Origin of the sequence: Archangium minus (assembly GCF_044360475.1) — a bacterium.
Lineage (GTDB): Bacteria > Myxococcota > Myxococcia > Myxococcales > Myxococcaceae > Archangium > Archangium minus.
On sequence record NZ_CP043494.1, the window covers coordinates 11,735,357 to 11,749,291 of the forward strand.

Sequence of the window (13,935 nt, forward strand, 5' to 3'; positions counted from 1 at the left end):
CGCACCGGAACGGGCGCCTGGGGCCGTTCGGTTTCCGGGATTCGTGACAAATCCCGGCTATGCTGCGCCCGCTCTCCCGGTGAAGGGTCCCCCGGGACGGAAGAAGGGTACGCAGGGCATGAGAAGCATCGCGGAGTTGCTGCGCCACCTGACTCGCCCGGGTGTACTGGAGCTCGCCTTGATCAGCGGGCGCCCACCCATGGTGAAGACGGGCGGCGGCTTCGAGTCTGTGGACAACGCTCCCCTCACGCTGGAGGGGCTGCAGGCCACGCTTCAGGGCCTGGTGGGCGAGTCCCGCGCCTCCAGCGTCTCCGACAAGCCCAACCAGTGGGCGATGCGTGTCGAGGGAATCGGCCCCGTCATCGTCGGAGCCCTGCGCCGCGGAGATGTGCTCAACGTGCGCGTCGTGCGCAACGAGCTCCAGGGCGCTCGCGCTCCTGCTCCAGCCGCCCCCGCGCCCCACACCAGCCCACCCGCCGCTCCTCCGGCCACGCCCACGGCCTCGCGTCCAGCGCCCGCGCCAGGGAGCCCTCTTCCCAGGACCGCCAAGGCCGGAATGCAGATCCTCCCCGCGGAGCGGAACACGCCTGAGCCGCCACCCGCGCCCGAGCCCCCGCCTCCCGCCGCCGAGCCCGCGCCCGAGGCTCCCCAGGGGCTCCGCATCGTCGTACGGCCGGAGTCCGCACGCGACCTGGCGATGCTGCTAGAGGACGCGCGTGCCGTGGGGGCGAGCGACCTGCACGTCATCGCCGGCCGCCCTCCCCTCTTCCGCATCGTCGGCGAGCTGCTGCCCCACGGCGAGCCGCTCCCCCCCGAGACGGTGGAGACCCTGTTGCTGCCGCACGTGCCCGAGCGGCTGCGGCCCGTGCTCGACCGGGATGGGAGCTGTGACTTCGCGCTCGACCTGCGCCAGGCGGGCCGCTTCCGCGTCAACATCTCCCGCCAGCGCACCGGCTACAAGGGCTGCTTCCGCATCATCCCCCGCGAGATTCCCACCCTCGAGTCGCTCGGCCTGCCGGCGGACATCGCCAAAGCCACCCACCACCACCAGGGCCTCATCGTCGTGACCGGCCCCTCCGGCCACGGCAAGACGAGCACCCTGGCGGCCATCGTGGACATCATCAATCGTGAGACGACGCACCACGTGCTCACGGTGGAGGACCCCGTGGAGTACCTCCACCCGCGCAAGAAGGCCCTGCTGAGCCAGCGCGAGGTGGGCACGCACACCAAGACCTTCGCCACCGCCCTCAAGGGCAGCCTGCGCGAGGACCCGGACGTCATCTTGGTAGGTGAGCTGCGTGACACCGAGACGGTCCGCATGGCGCTGGCCGCCAGCGAGACGGGCCACCTGCTCATCTCCACGATGAACACGCCCAGCGCGGCGAAGACGATTGACCGGCTCATCGACCTCTTCCCGCCGGGGGACCAGGCCCAGGTGCGCATGACGCTCGCCAGCAGCCTGCGTCTCATCGTCAGCCAGCGGCTGCTGCCGAGCGCGGACCGCAAACACCTGGTGGCCGCCGCCGAGCTGCTCCCGGGCTCGGTGGCCCTGGGCAACCTCATCCGCGACAACAAGACGTACCAGATTCCCTCCCTGCAACAGCGCGGCAAGTCGCTGGGCATCGTGCGCTTCGACGACTCGCTCGCGGACCTGGTGCGCGCCGGGAAGACGACGCTGGAGATCGCCAAGGGCTACGCCGAGAGCCCTGACGAGCTGGAGGCCATGGTGACGGGCAAGCGGCCCGGCGCGCCTCCCGAGCCCCCCACCTCGCCCGATGGCGCCAAGCAGCTGCTGTCCAAGATGGGCAATCTCCTCAACCGCAAGAGCGCCTGACCATGAGCTCCGTCCCGCGCATCGCCGCCCTCTTCGACAAGCTCCTCGAGCACAAAGGGAGCGACCTGCACCTGAGCATCGGCCACCCGCCCCTCGGTCGCATCCGCGGCGAGCTCACCCCGCTGCGCGAGGCCCTCCTCACCCAGCCCGAGCTGGAGGCAATGCTCTTCGAGCTCACCTCCCCCGAGCAGAAGCGGCACATCACCGAGGAGCTCGACCTCGACTTCGCCTACAGCTACGGCACTCGGGCTCGCTTCCGCGCCAACTACTTCTACAAGACGACAGGACTGGCGGCCGTCTTCCGCACCATTCCCTCCAAGGTGCTGTCCCTGGCGGAGCTCAATGCCCCCGAGGTGGTGCGCAAGCTCGCCGAGCGCCGCAGCGGACTGGTGCTCGTCACCGGCCCCACCGGCAGCGGCAAGTCCACCACGCTGGCGGCGATGATCCACCACATCAACCACACCCGCTCAGCGCACATCCTCACCATCGAGGATCCGGTGGAGTTCGTGCACGAATCGGTGAAGTCCCAGGTGACGCACCGCGAGGTGGGCATCCACGCCTCCAACTTCGCCACCGCCATCCGCTCGGCGGGCCGCGAGGACCCCAACGTCATCCTCATCGGAGAGCTGCGTACCAACGAGACGATGAAGCTGGCGCTGCAACTGGCCAGCTTCGGCGTGCTGGTGATGGCCACGGTGCACACCAACAGCGCGCCGGCCACCATCGACCGCATCATCAACTCCTTCCCCGCCGAGGAGCAGCCCCAGGTGCGCGGCATGCTCGCCGAGGGACTCGTTGGCATCGTCGCCCAGCAGCTCATCCGCACCGCGGACGGCAAAGGCCGCGTGGCCGCGCTGGAGATCCTCATCGGTACGAGCGCCATCGCGGCGATGATCCGCGAGGGAAAGGTGTTTCAAATCGCGAGCAAGATGCAGGCGAGCCAGAACCTGGGCATGCAGACGCTGGACATGCACCTGGAGCGACTGGTGGCCGCGAACACCATCACCCCCGAGGCCGCCCTGGAGAAGGCACAGGACAAGGAGGCCTTCGCCAAGGTGCTCCAGCGCCTCAAGCCGGAGTTCCAGGCGCCCGAGTTCGACACCGGGGAGGCAGGCGGCGGGCACTGAACCCCACGCGCGCACGCGAGGGGCTGGGCGTCACGCTCCCGCTATAACGTCCGAGATGTTGGTGGCTGTCAGGGCCCGATCGAACCACTGGTCGAGACGAACCGGGTCCTTGCACGTCAGGATGAGCTCGCGAGTGGTGTCGTCCACATGAACGCCACGCGCGATGAGAATCCGAAGGATGTCCTCAGCACGTCCTTCGAGAATGCCTTTCTGGCGGCCCTGTTCGATGAGTTCCTCACCTACGGTCATCATCAGTTCCTCCGTTCGCTGCGCACCTGCTACGGAACGTAGCACTTCCCGAGTCACCCCGCGTGCCGCCTTGTCCCCTACCTGGAGGAGATAACGAACAACCACACGGAGATTCTCGAGCCCATCGGGGGCCGCGTGAACCTCCGCGAACAGCGCCGTCCAGCTCGCCAGCCGTTGACTGAGCTCCTCCGAGCGTCCATAGCGCAAGACAAGAAACGCCAGCCGCACGAGAGGCGGTCCAGGACGCGCCATCAACGCTTCCGCACGCTCGGTTGTTAGGTCATCGAGTAGGAACTCGAAGCGCGGGAGGAGCGTCCGCCAGCGCTCCCGCACCTCCGCTTCCTCTGGCAATTCGAAGAGTTCCTCGACCCGACGAGGCGCCGTCCAGCTCCCGTCTGGTCCGTGGTACATGACCAGGGGCACAATCACCGGCAGCCGCTCGCATTCGGGATGCTCCTTGCGCCAGTGCTCGAGCTGACGGACCACGTAGCGGAGCATTCGCAGCGCCATCCAACTGTCCACCCGGGACTGGTGCTCCAGAAGAATGTAGAGCAGAAGCTGCTGCCCACCGTGAAGACGGGCCGAGAAGAGCAGATCGCTCTGGGTCTCCCTCAGCTCCGGATCCACGACGGAGCCAGGCTCGCGACGCAGCGAGGACCAGTCCACCCGGGACACGACATCCGGAGGCAGGACAGCACGCAGCTCGGCTGCCGCGCGCTCGGGTTGGCCCCAGGTGAAGCGCGCGAAGAGATCGTGGGGACCAGACATGAAGAGCAGTCCCCAGCACGCCGCGTACCAACGCGGCCTCGCGACGGACCCGCTGGCAAGGCACTGTCCGCTTCGGCTCGCATCGTCCCGCCTGGGAGACGCTCAGTAGTCGATGTCGTCTTCAGACGTGCCGTTGAACCAGGCGCTCAGCGCGTCGAGCTGGTCGATGCGTCGCGCCGGGGGAAGGCTCGTGAGAAAGGCGCGCCCGTAGTTCTTGGTGACGATGCGCCTGTCCAGCATCGCCACGATGCCCCGGTCCGCCCTCGTCCGGATGAGCCGGCCGAAGCCCTGCCGCAACGCCAGCGCCGCCTGCGGAAGCTGGTAGCCCCCAAAGGCCTCCTCGCCCCGCGCCTCAAGCTGGCGGATTCGCGCCGCCACCACCGGATCTCCCGGTGAAGCAAAGGGCAGCCGATCGATGATCACCAGGCTCAGCGCGTCCCCCGGGACGTCCACGCCCTCCCAGAAGCTGTGCGCCGCGAAGAGCACGCTGGGTTGCTCGCGGAAGGCCTCCAGCAGCTGCTGCTTGGGCCGCTCTCCCTGCAGCAACACCTGGTAGGGCAGCCTGTTGCGCGCAAGCCCGTGCGCTCGCTCCATGTTGCGCAAGGAGGTGAAGAGCACGAAGGCCCGGCCTCCCGTCACCTCGCACAGCCGGATGATCTCCTCCGCTGCCGCCTCGATGAAGCCGGGGGCCGCCGGGTCCGGCAGGTGCGTGGGCAGGTACAGCGCCGACTGCTGCTCGAAGTCGAAGGGGCTGGGCACCGAGACCGTGCGCACGCTCGCCACCGGCACCCCCTCCTCGTCGTACAGCCCCATGCGCCGCGCGAAGAAGTCGAAGCGGCCCTCCGCCGCCAGCGTCGCCGAGGTGAACACCACCGTGTCCACCCCTCCGTAGAGCCGCTCCTGCAGCTCCCAGGCAATCTCGATGGGGCTCGCGCGCAGGAAGACCCCTCGCCCTCGCGCCTCCGCCCAGTACACGTGGTCGTTCGACTCCACCTTCTCCAGGAAGGACAGGTCCGCCACCAGCTCCGCGCACCGGCGCGTGAGCAATGTCAGCTCCGGCTCCCGCTCCGTCGTGGTGAAGGCCGAGAGCGCCGAGAGCGACTCCTTCACCTGCTCGAGCGAGGTGGACAGCAGCGCCAGCCGCTCGGGCTTGAGCGCCACCGCACCCTCGTTCTCGTGCAGGCCCAGCACCCGCGGCGCCTGCGAGAAGAGCGCCTCCGAATGCGTCCGCAGTCGCACCACCAGCGAGGACAGCATCCCGAAGCGCGAGTCCTCCGGCGACAGCGTCCCCAGCGCATCGCGCACCAGCTCCTCCAGCCGGAAACTCGACACCGAGTGGCCGAAGTGGCTCCCTGCCGCGTCCTCCAGCGCGTGCGCCTCGTCGAAGATGACCGCGTCGTACTGCGGCAGCACTCCCTCACCCCGCTGGCCCCGGCCCCTCAGCGCCAGGTCCGCGAAGAAGAGGTGGTGGTTCACCACCAGCAGGTCCGCCGACTCCGCCGCCCTCCGCACCCGCGTCACGAAGCAGTTCTCGTACAGCGGGCACTTCGAGCCCAGGCACGTGTCTGACGTCGTCGACAGCCGACCCCAGGCACTGAAGGACTCGGGCAGCTCCAGTTCGCTCCGGTCCCCCGTCTCCGTCCGGCTCGCCCACGCCTTCAGGTGCTTCCAGTACCGCCCCTCCTCTCGCGTGGCGAACTGGGGATCCTTGCTGAACGACTCATACCGGTGCAGGCACAGGTAGTTGCTGCGCCCCTTGAGGTACGCCGCCTCGAAGGACAGGCCCATGCGCTCGCGCAGCAGCGGCAGGTCCTTGAAGAAGATCTGCTCCTGAAGAGTCTTCGTCGCCGTGGACACCACCACCCGCCGGCCCGACAGCAGCGCCGGCACCAGGTAGGCCAGTGTCTTGCCCGTCCCCGTCCCCGCCTCGGCGAGCAGGTAGCCGCGCTCGTTGAAGGCCTTCTCCACCGAGCGCGCCATCTGCAACTGCTCCGGGCGGTACTCGTAGGCCTCCAACGCGTTTTGGAGCGCGCCACCGGGGCCGAGCAACGTATCGACGGAGAGTCGGAGCGAGGGAGCGGGCAGGGACATTGAGGGTGGAGGCGCGAAACGGTGGGGGTCGGACACAGGAGGATAACAGCGCGACGCTCGCTCGTCGGGTTTTGTGTCGGAGAAGCTCGGGTGCTCGCCTGAGGGGCTGGAGACGGCCCCCATCTTCATCTGGCCCCTGTCCGAGTGCACTCCGAGCAACCGGGACTTAAACTCTTCGTCAAGGAGGGGAGGACGCACTTGGGTCGCCGGCTGCTACATGCGAGCGAACACATCGACATCCACCATGAGGAGTCTGAGGGGTGGCTCTACGTGGACTGGAAGGGCTACCAGTCCGTGGACATGGTGAAGTCCGGCTGCGAGGAGCTCCTCCGCCACCTCGCGGCCCTGCGACTCTCCAAGGTGCTCAACGACAACACCCATGTCTCGGGAATCTGGGTGGGGGCCGCGTACTGGTTGGCCACCTATTGGTTCCCAAGGATGCGCGAGGCCGGGCTCCGCCACTTCGCCTGGGTGCTCTCTCCTTCACGGCTCAGCCAGATCTCCACGACCACCACCCTGCAGCACGCGGACCCGAACACGGCCGTGTTGTTCGAAGACCTCGCCTCCGCGGTCCACTGGCTTCGCAACGCGGACTCGGCGCAGCCGAAGAGCCTGCCGTAGGCGCGGGCGCTACTGCGCCGGCGGGTACTTCTGCAGCTTGCGCTGGAGCGAGCGCCGATGCAGGCCCAGCCGCCTCGCCGCCTCGGAGATGTTGCCGCCACAGTCCGTGAGCACGCGCTGGATGTGCTCCCACTCCGCGCGCGCCAGGGAGGGGGGTTGGAAGTCCTCCGTCACCTGCGTGGGCTCGCCCGGCCCCCGCGAGAAGGCGAGCACCAGGTCGTCTACGTCCGCGGGCTTGGGCAGGTAGTTGAAGGCGCCCAGCTTCACCGCCTCCACCGCCGTGGCGATGCTGCCATAGCCGGTGAGGACGATGATGCGGGTGGACGCGTCCAGCGCATGCAGGGCCCGCACCAGCTCCAAGCCGCTGCGCCCGGGCATCTTCAAGTCCACCACCGCCAGCTCGGGGGACTCCTTCGTGGCCAGGACGAGCGCCTCGTCGTAGGAGCCGGCGGTGCTCACCTCGAAGCCCCGCTCGCGGAAGGCCCGCGCCAGGCGCTCGCGGAAGACCGCCTCGTCGTCTACCAGCAGCAGGGTGGGAGCATGGCCGGGCGTCGGGCTCGTCATGGGGCTAGCTGCACCCGGGACGGCTCTGGAGGCAACGTGGCGGATTGTCGCAGCCCCCCCGCGGGCCACGTCAGCACCACCGTCGTCCCCTGGCCCGGTGTGGAGTGAAGCACCAACCGGCCTCCCAGCTGATCCAACACCGCGCGCGTGAGGAAGAGCCCCAGCCCCATGCCCTCCCCCGGAGCCTTCGTGGTGAAGAAGGGCTCTCCCGCGCGCGCGAGCACCTCCGCCGGCATGCCCGCCCCCGAGTCCTCCACCGTGAGCCTCCAGGCCTCCGGCTCGCGCGCCAGCGCCAGCCGCACCTGTGCATCCGGCGCCGACGCCTGCAGGGCGTTCTTCACCACCCCTCGGATGGCACGGGCGAAGGCGTGCGCGGGGATCAGCTCCCGCTCCTCTCGGGCCCGGGCCTCCACGTCGGCGCGCACCCGCTCCCGACCCGGCAGCCCCTCCAGCGCTTCCTCCACCAGCGCCGCCGGCGCGAGCGTCACCATGGACTCGCCTCGGCTCGCCCCCGCATCCGTGGCCATCTGCGTGAGGATGTCCCGGCAGCGCGCCACCTGCTCGCGGATGAGCTGCACGTCCTCGAGCGAGGAGGCCTCCGCCCCCGTACGCATCAGGTGACGCTCCAGCTCCCGAGCCACCACCGCGATGGTGGACAGCGGCGTGGACAGCTCGTGCGCGGCGCCCGCGGCCAGCGTGGCCAGCGCCGTCAGCTTCTCGTGGCGCGCCGAGGCCGCCCGGGCCGCCACCAGCTCCGCCTCACGCGCAGCCAAGGCCCGCGTCACCCGCTGCACGAAATAGACGATGAACCCCGCTGCCATGGCGAAGGCCGCCCACATGCCCTCGAGGTGCATCCGCACGTCATGGATGTGGTGCTGCGGATGATGCGTGGATGACAGCTCGCTGCCCTGGGTCGGAAACCAGAGGTGGTCCACGAAGAGCGCGCCGAAGCAGGAGATGGCCAGCACCGCCAGCGCCCACGTCCACCCCGCTCCCAGCACCACCGCCGCGAGCGCAATGTGCACCACGTACAGCGCACTGAAGGGGTTGAAGGGACCGCCGCTCAGGTCCAGCAGCACGGTGAGCACCACCACGTCCAGCGCCATCACCGACCACAGCAGCCCCTCGCGAATGGGACGCTCGCGCCGGGCCCACAGCCCCAAGGCCGCGTTGCTCGCTGCCGCCACGGCGATGGTGGCGAACAGGGGCCCCAACCGCTGCGGCATGCCCAGCCCGAAGTGCACGCCCAGAATGAGCGTCACCTGCCCGATGATGGCACCCCACCGCAGGCGCAGCAGCCACGAGAGGTTGATGGCGTGGGCGTCGCGCACCGGCTACGGGCCGCCACCCGTCATCAACATGCGGCGCACCTGGGCGCCCATGAACACGGCCATCACCACCAGGATGAAGAACAGCACGCCCAACCCCGCCATCCGCATCTTCGCGCGCTTGTCCGGCGGTGCCGTGGGCATGAAGACCGAGCCGGCGGAGGCCAGCCGGAGCACCTCCTCGCGCCCCCGCTTCGCCATGGCGTCCTCCGGGTTGCGGGCCAGACGGATGCGATAGAGCCGGCCCAGTCCGGCGAGCTCCCCTCGCTCCGAGGCCAGCGCGAGCACCTTGTCGTGGGCGCCCTTGCTGTCCCACAACTCCACCACGCCCAACCACGTGGAGGAGAGCACCGGAGAGGGGCGGAACTCCTCGACCCGGAAGCGCGCGTACTCGAGCCCGCAGAAGGGACACACCACCGCGCCGTCCTTGCGCGGCCCGATGCACTTGGGGCAGTAGCCCGCCGGCGGCATGAAGGGGTCCTCCGGAGCTGACGGCGAGGAGGCCGCGGCCGGAGTGGATGACGACGCGGCATCCGGCACCACGCGCAGCTGGGTGGTCGAGGGCCGTGTTGAAGACGTCACAGGTGCTGCTGGCACTTCCGGAGCGGCCTGTGTGGACGCCGGCGCGGAGTCGCGCGACTTCATCTCCGAGAGCCGCAGCACCATCAGGTTCGACGCCGCCGCGGCCTCCGACATCGCCAGCTTGGGCGGCGCAGCCTTCGCTGCCGCGGGCTCTGGGGGCGGAGTCTTCGCCGGCCCGGACTCCTTCGCCTTCTTGCGACGCGACTCCTGGGCCTCTGCCTCGATGGCCGCCAGGACCGACGCCGGCACCGCGACGCGCCGGGTGGGCTCGTTCTCGATGGGATCCGGCTCGACCTCGCTCTGGCCCAGCATGATCAGCGGCCCCCCCGCCGACGACTTGGACGCCGTCGGAGCGGGCTCCTCGTCCTGATCGGGCCCGCAGCGCATCTCCACCTTGCAGCGCGAGCACTTGACCACGAGCAGACCGAACTCCAACCGGTATGACGCCGGTGGAACGAGCCGCTCGCAAGCCTCACAGAAGTACTTCACCAGATCACCATTCGGATGGGGACGGGCATGGCACACCCCGCCAGGGCGACGAAGCATACCGCGCAGACCAGCTTCCGCCCGAGCCCCAAAGGCTCGTCTGGCTGGGTCACCTCCGGGTGACCGAAGCCCACCAGCTTCGTGGCCACCAGGAGCCAGACGACCCAGGAGATAGTGTAGAAGAGGGTGAGGAAAAGCAGCACCAGGGCCATGGCCTTGCCTACCCACCGAGCATGCCTGCCCCACAGGGCAAAGGCCAGGTGCCCGCCGTCGAACTGGCCCACCGGCATGAGGTTGAGCAGCGTCACCAGCAGACCGAACCAGCCGGCAATCACCACCGGGTGCTCCTGGATGTCCTTGCCGACCGGCAGGGGCCCCAGCACCAGCCACTTCAAGCCCCGCATCAGCAGGCTGTCGCTGAAGATGATGGCCTGATTGCCGAAGAAGGGCAGCTCCGGAGGGGGAGGTGCCAGGGAGAGCTTCACCTGGGCCCACTGGAGGAGATCCCCCCCCAAGCGCCAGAGAGAGGTATCGCCCGGGAAGGAGGCCTGTGCCGGAGGCGCATCAATGAGGGGCGAGTGCGCCAGGCCCCACATCAGCAAGGGAATCGCCACCACGAGGCCCGCCAGCGGCCCAGCGGCCCCAATGTCCACCAGGGCGTTGCGCGTGGGGATGCGGCTGCGGATGCGGATGACCGCGCCCAGCGTGCCCACCCCGAGGTAGGGCAACGGGATGAAGTACGGCAAGGACGCGTCCACCCCGTGCAGGCGCGCCAACACGTAGTGTCCCATTTCGTGCGAGCCGAGGATGGCAAGCAGCGCGGCGCTGAAAGTCAACGCATTGGCGAGGCGCTCGCCATCCGGCAGGGGGCCCATGGGAAAGGCCTTGTCGAAGGTGAACGAAGTCGTCCCGACAGTCAGCACGAAGAGCAGCAGGTGCAGCCAGGGGCGGTCGGTGATGCGAACGGGGGCGCTCTCCATGAGAACCGTGGGAGTAGTCATGCCCCGCACGCATTTCAACGCTGGGCGGCTCCCGTTGGACAACTCCTTATACCCCCAGGATCCATTGCTTGACTTGATAGGTGCCTTTGCTACGACACGCCCGGCAACTTTAGGTCCAAGAGACCCGCCGGGCGCACGGTCATCTACCGGACAGCAGTCCGAGCGTTCAATGGGAGGGAATCACACATGAAGAAGGCCCTTGTTTCGGCGTTCCTGGCCACCAGCCTCGTGGCGTGCACCAGCGTGGAGACGGCCGTCGTTTCCGGCAACGAGGTCTCCGCCGCGGGTGGCGAGCCCATCGCCGTGGTGCAGGGCACCGCGCTCGGCCTGACGGCCATCTTCCACGTCATCGACCTGGTCCAGAGCGACCTGGACACCGTGGTGAACAAGCTCCTGGTGGCCGAGGCCAAGGCCATGGGCGGCAACAAGGTGCAGCTGCTCAACGCCAACACCACGCCGCGCCACGGCATCTTCGCTCTCCTCACCAGCGCCCCCTTCATCATCGGCTTCCCGATGTCGCAGGCCACTGGCGTGGCGGTGAAGTAGTCAGCCTCCAGCATTTCCTCGTAGTGTGCGAAGGCCCCCTGGCGACAGCGGGGCCTTTTCATTTTGTGCTCCATGCGCCTTCGCCTCCTGCCCCCGCTCCTCCTCCTGCTCGCCGGCTGCCGCCGCGGCGACGAGACGTCCACCCTGCTCGCCGAGGCGAAGCAGCGCCTGTCCGCGCGCGACGGCAAGCTCACCAGCTACGTGCTGGCGGGCACTGCCCGCGAGGGCACCCAGACGATGGACTTTCAGTTCGCCTACCGCGCGCCGCAGAAGATGCTGGGGACGCTCGGCGCGCCCACCTCGCGCACCTTCGCCTGGGACGGAGAGCACCTCTTCGAGCGCGACGACACGGCCAAGAGGTTCCGCACCTATGACGGCGGGCTCAGCCCGGAGGCTCGCACGGGCCTGCTCACCGGGCTCTTCACACCTTTTGCCCCCGAGGGCTTCCGCGCCCCCTTGCTGCCAAGCCAGGGAGTGAGCGCTCGCCGGGCCTCGCACCCGCGGGGCCCCGAGGCCGTGGAGCTGACGGTGAAGCCTGCGGGCAACGTGGAGGTGACGTACGTGCTGCGCTGGCCCGGCATGGACTTCCTGGGCAAGCGCACCCGCAGCGGCGACGCCACCGCGGAAATCCGGGTCGAGGAGGAGCAGTGCGAGCAGGCCCTGGCCCTGTGCGTGCCCAAGCGGCTGACACAATGGACCGCGGGACAACAGGTGGCGGAGACGCAGCTCACGCGTGTGGAGCTCAACCCCGCCCTCCCCGCGGAGACCTTCACGCTCAGCGCACCAGAGGGTTACGCCGTTGAGGCGAAGACGCTCGCGGCGTTCGGAGCGCCCTGACACCCACCTCCGGGGTTGAACCCGCCCGGAGCCATCCCCACCTTCCGCACCGGGAAGGAGTACGACGGAATGGCCCTGGTGCAGAACGTCATCTTCGATGTGGATGGCACGCTGGTGGACTCGGTGGACGAGCACGCAGAGGCCTGGAGGCGAGCCTTCTTGGAATTCGGCCGCGACGTGCCCTTTGCGCACGTGCGCAGCCAGATTGGCAAGGGCGCGGACCAGCTGATGCCCGTCTTCTTCACGGAGGACGAGCTGGAGAAGTTCGGCCAGGAGCTGAGCGACTTCCGCTCCGCGCTCTTCAAGCGTGAGTTCATGCCCAAGCTGCGCGCCTTCCCACGGGTGCGCGAGCTGTTCCAGCGGCTGCGCCAGGACGGGCTGCGCATCGCGCTGGCCTCCAGCGCCAAGGGCGACGAGCTCGAGTTCTACCTGCGCCTGTGCGGCATTGAGGGGATGACAGACGGCGAGACGTCCAAGGACGACGCATCGAAGTCGAAGCCCCACCCGGACCTCTTCGAGGCGGCGCTGGAGCAGCTGGGACGGCCGGACCCGCGCACCGTGGTGGTCATCGGGGACACGCCCTACGACGCGCTCGCCGCGAGCAAGGCGGGGGTGCCCACCGTGGGCGTGCTGTGCGGCGGCTTCCCCGAGGAAGACCTGCGCACGGCGGGCTGCCGGGCCATCTACAAGGATCCGGCGGACCTGCTGGCCCACTACGAGTCCTCGCGCGACACCTGGCCGTGGGCCGCGGACGCGGTGGCCGCCGCCAAGGATGAGGAGTCGCGCTGACGGCACCTTGCTCCCTCTCCCGCCATGCGAGCAACGGAGGGAGCGGAGCCTGAACGAGCCCGCCCGGTACTGGCTGTCTGGCCCGCTCGTGCACACCGTTGTCGGCAATGGCTAGCGAGGCTTCTCCAGACGTCGCACTCAGCGCTCCACCCAAGCGCGGCTCCCTCGATGAAGGGCCCGCGCTGCTGATCGTCAACAGCAAGTGCCGCATGGGACACGAGGCCTTCCCGGCCACGCTCGCGGCGCTTGAGGCAAGAGGCATCCCGCTGGCGTCCAGCCACCAGCTCTCCCGCCACAAGCGAATGGACCAGGTGCTGCGTGAGGCCCTGGAGAGCGGCGTCCGGCGCATCATCATCGGCGGCGGAGATGGCACGCTGAACAACGCCCTCCAACACCTGCTCGGGCGCGAGGTGACGCTGGGCGTGCTGCCACTGGGCACGGGCAACGACTTCGCGCGCTCGCTCGGCATTCCGCCCACGCTCGAGGCCGCCTGCGACATCATCGCCGCGGGCTACACGGCGCGGGTGGACGTGGGACTCGCCAACGGACGGCCCTTCCTCAACGCGGCGAGCCTCGGCCTGGCCTCCGCCATTGCTCGGAGGCTGACGCCCCGCCTCAAACGGCGCGTGGGTAAGCTGGCCTACCCCGTGGCCGCCGCCGCTGAGCTCTGGGAGCACCAGCCCTTCCACGTTCGCATGGTCACCGACAGCGGGGAGATGGAGGCGGAGGTGCTCCAGCTCGTGGTGGGCAACGGGCGCTACCACGGCGCGGGCAACATGGTGACACCCGACGCCACGATCGACGACCACCGGCTGGACGCCTACACCATCGCCGCGCCCTCGGCGGAGTCCGGGCGCGAGGGCACCGGACTGGGCCACGTCCAGGACCTCTCCACCCTGGCGCGCGTCGCGCTGTCTCTGCGCCGTGGCGAGCACGTGGCTCACCCGGCCGTCACCGCCGTGCGCAGCGCGCACCTGTACGTGGACGCCCAACCGCCACAAGACATCAACGCGGACGGGGAGCTCATCGGCCATACCCCGGTGCGCTTCGAGCTGGCCTCCGCGGCCCTCCGCGTCTACGTCCCCGCCCCCGCGCCCACGACCCACTGAGTC

Annotated in this window: 13 protein-coding genes; 7 read left to right on the top strand and 6 right to left on the bottom strand. The window is 69.1% G+C overall.

Going from position 1 to position 13,935, the window contains the following annotated elements:
• Positions 1 to 118: 118 nt before the first annotated feature.
• Both F0U60_RS48055 and F0U60_RS48060 read left to right on the top strand, forming a co-directional pair.
• Complete coding sequence (locus F0U60_RS48055; RefSeq protein ID WP_395810795.1) at positions 119 to 1,834, top strand: type IV pilus twitching motility protein PilT; 1,716 nt, start codon at positions 119 to 121, stop codon at positions 1,832 to 1,834.
• A 2-nt stretch (positions 1,835 to 1,836) separates the two neighbouring features.
• Positions 1,837 to 2,961 carry a type IV pilus twitching motility protein PilT gene (locus tag F0U60_RS48060; protein ID WP_395810797.1) on the top strand — a complete coding sequence of 375 codons (1,125 nt, stop codon included), beginning with the start codon at positions 1,837 to 1,839 and terminating at the stop codon, positions 2,959 to 2,961.
• Positions 2,962 to 2,991: 30 nt separating this feature from the next.
• On the opposite strand, the gene F0U60_RS48065 is transcribed toward F0U60_RS48060, so the two are convergent.
• Both F0U60_RS48065 and F0U60_RS48070 read right to left on the bottom strand, forming a co-directional pair.
• Positions 2,992 to 3,978, bottom strand: coding sequence for an Rpn family recombination-promoting nuclease/putative transposase (locus F0U60_RS48065; RefSeq protein WP_395810799.1), 987 nt, complete (start codon positions 3,976 to 3,978; stop codon positions 2,992 to 2,994).
• Positions 3,979 to 4,080: 102 nt separating this feature from the next.
• A complete protein-coding gene (locus F0U60_RS48070) occupies positions 4,081 to 6,069 on the bottom strand; it encodes an ATP-dependent DNA helicase (protein WP_395810801.1) in 1,989 nt (662 codons plus the stop codon).
• Between the two features lie 198 nt (positions 6,070 to 6,267).
• Between F0U60_RS48070 and F0U60_RS48075 the strand changes: the two genes are divergently transcribed.
• On the top strand, positions 6,268 to 6,690 hold the full coding sequence (locus tag F0U60_RS48075; RefSeq protein ID WP_395810803.1) for a hypothetical protein: 423 nt from the start codon (positions 6,268 to 6,270) through the stop codon (positions 6,688 to 6,690).
• Positions 6,691 to 6,699: 9 nt separating this feature from the next.
• Here the strand turns inward: F0U60_RS48075 and F0U60_RS48080 are convergent, their stop codons facing one another.
• From F0U60_RS48080 to F0U60_RS48095, 4 genes are read right to left on the bottom strand one after another with little or no spacing between them, the layout of a single operon-like run.
• Positions 6,700 to 7,254, bottom strand: a complete 555-nt coding sequence (locus F0U60_RS48080; protein WP_395810805.1) for a response regulator transcription factor — start codon at positions 7,252 to 7,254, stop codon at positions 6,700 to 6,702.
• Positions 7,251 to 8,585 (bottom strand): ATP-binding protein, encoded by a 1,335-nt coding sequence (locus F0U60_RS48085; protein ID WP_395810807.1) that lies wholly within the window; start codon positions 8,583 to 8,585, stop codon positions 7,251 to 7,253. The genes F0U60_RS48080 and F0U60_RS48085 overlap by 4 nt, the downstream gene beginning before the upstream one ends.
• Before the next feature lie 3 nt (positions 8,586 to 8,588).
• On the bottom strand, positions 8,589 to 9,710 hold the full coding sequence (locus F0U60_RS48090) for a hypothetical protein (RefSeq protein ID WP_395810809.1): 1,122 nt from the start codon (positions 9,708 to 9,710) through the stop codon (positions 8,589 to 8,591).
• Positions 9,650 to 10,651, bottom strand: coding sequence for a site-2 protease family protein (locus F0U60_RS48095; RefSeq protein ID WP_395810811.1), 1,002 nt, complete (start codon positions 10,649 to 10,651; stop codon positions 9,650 to 9,652). Before F0U60_RS48095 ends, F0U60_RS48090 begins: the two co-directional genes overlap by 61 nt.
• 186 nt (positions 10,652 to 10,837) lie before the next feature.
• Here F0U60_RS48095 and F0U60_RS48100 point away from each other — a divergent pair, with 186 nt between their 5' ends.
• The 4 genes from F0U60_RS48100 to F0U60_RS48115 all read left to right on the top strand — a co-directional run bounded on the left by F0U60_RS48100 (position 10,838) and on the right by F0U60_RS48115 (position 13,932).
• Entirely contained in the window at positions 10,838 to 11,197 is a 360-nt protein-coding gene (locus F0U60_RS48100; RefSeq protein WP_395810813.1) for a hypothetical protein, read from the top strand.
• A gap of 72 nt (positions 11,198 to 11,269) precedes the next feature.
• Complete coding sequence (locus F0U60_RS48105) at positions 11,270 to 12,034, top strand: outer membrane lipoprotein carrier protein LolA (RefSeq protein WP_395810815.1); 765 nt, start codon at positions 11,270 to 11,272, stop codon at positions 12,032 to 12,034.
• A 75-nt stretch (positions 12,035 to 12,109) separates the two neighbouring features.
• A complete protein-coding gene (locus F0U60_RS48110) occupies positions 12,110 to 12,823 on the top strand; it encodes an HAD family hydrolase (RefSeq protein ID WP_395825759.1) in 714 nt (237 codons plus the stop codon).
• Positions 12,824 to 12,930: 107 nt separating this feature from the next.
• Positions 12,931 to 13,932: a lipid kinase gene (locus tag F0U60_RS48115; RefSeq protein WP_395810817.1), complete on the top strand. Its 1,002-nt coding sequence runs from the start codon at positions 12,931 to 12,933 to the stop codon at positions 13,930 to 13,932.
• Positions 13,933 to 13,935: the final 3 nt, after the last annotated feature.